This window comes from Pseudomonas sp. MAG002Y (genome assembly GCF_019400845.1).
Lineage (GTDB): Bacteria > Pseudomonadota > Gammaproteobacteria > Pseudomonadales > Pseudomonadaceae > Chryseomonas > Chryseomonas luteola.
The window spans coordinates 1-506 of the sequence record NZ_WOEJ01000060.1; the positions used below are offsets into that span (position 1 = coordinate 1).

A 506-nucleotide genomic window follows, 5' to 3' on the forward strand; every position below is an offset into this window, starting at 1 on the left:
GCCTTTTCTGTGTGCTTTACGCTGGGCCTTGTCAGTGTCGTCTCGCTGCAGCTGTTCAGGAGCTATGAGGCGACCCTGCGCGCGGCTGAAACCAATGCTGCTAACCTTGTGAAATCCATGGCGCAGCATGCCTATGACAGTTATGAAGACCTGGACCTGGCGAGCTATGGGATCGTCGAGCGTCTGGAATGGGATAATGTTGGCGCTGGATTATCAAGCGATGATGTGGCGCGTTTGAAGCGACTATTCAAACGCCAGGTTGCGCAGATGAATCAGGTGCATGGCTTCTTTGTATATGACAAGGACGGCAACTGGATCGTAACGGACAAGGATGATTATCCCGCCAGCATTAACAACGGTGATCGTGACTATTTCATTTATCACAAGACCTTTATGGATCGAGCGATTCGTATTGGCACCCCTCTGCGCAGCCGCTCCACAGGTGACCTCGTCGTGCCGGTCTCGCGCCGGATCAACAACCCGGACAACAGCTTCGCGGGTGTTTT

General features: G+C 53.4%; 1 pseudogene. It reads left to right on the forward strand.

Features of this window, described 5'->3' with window-relative positions:
* Positions 1 to 506: pseudogene (locus GM154_RS25545) on the forward strand (GGDEF domain-containing protein); the annotation flags it as partial.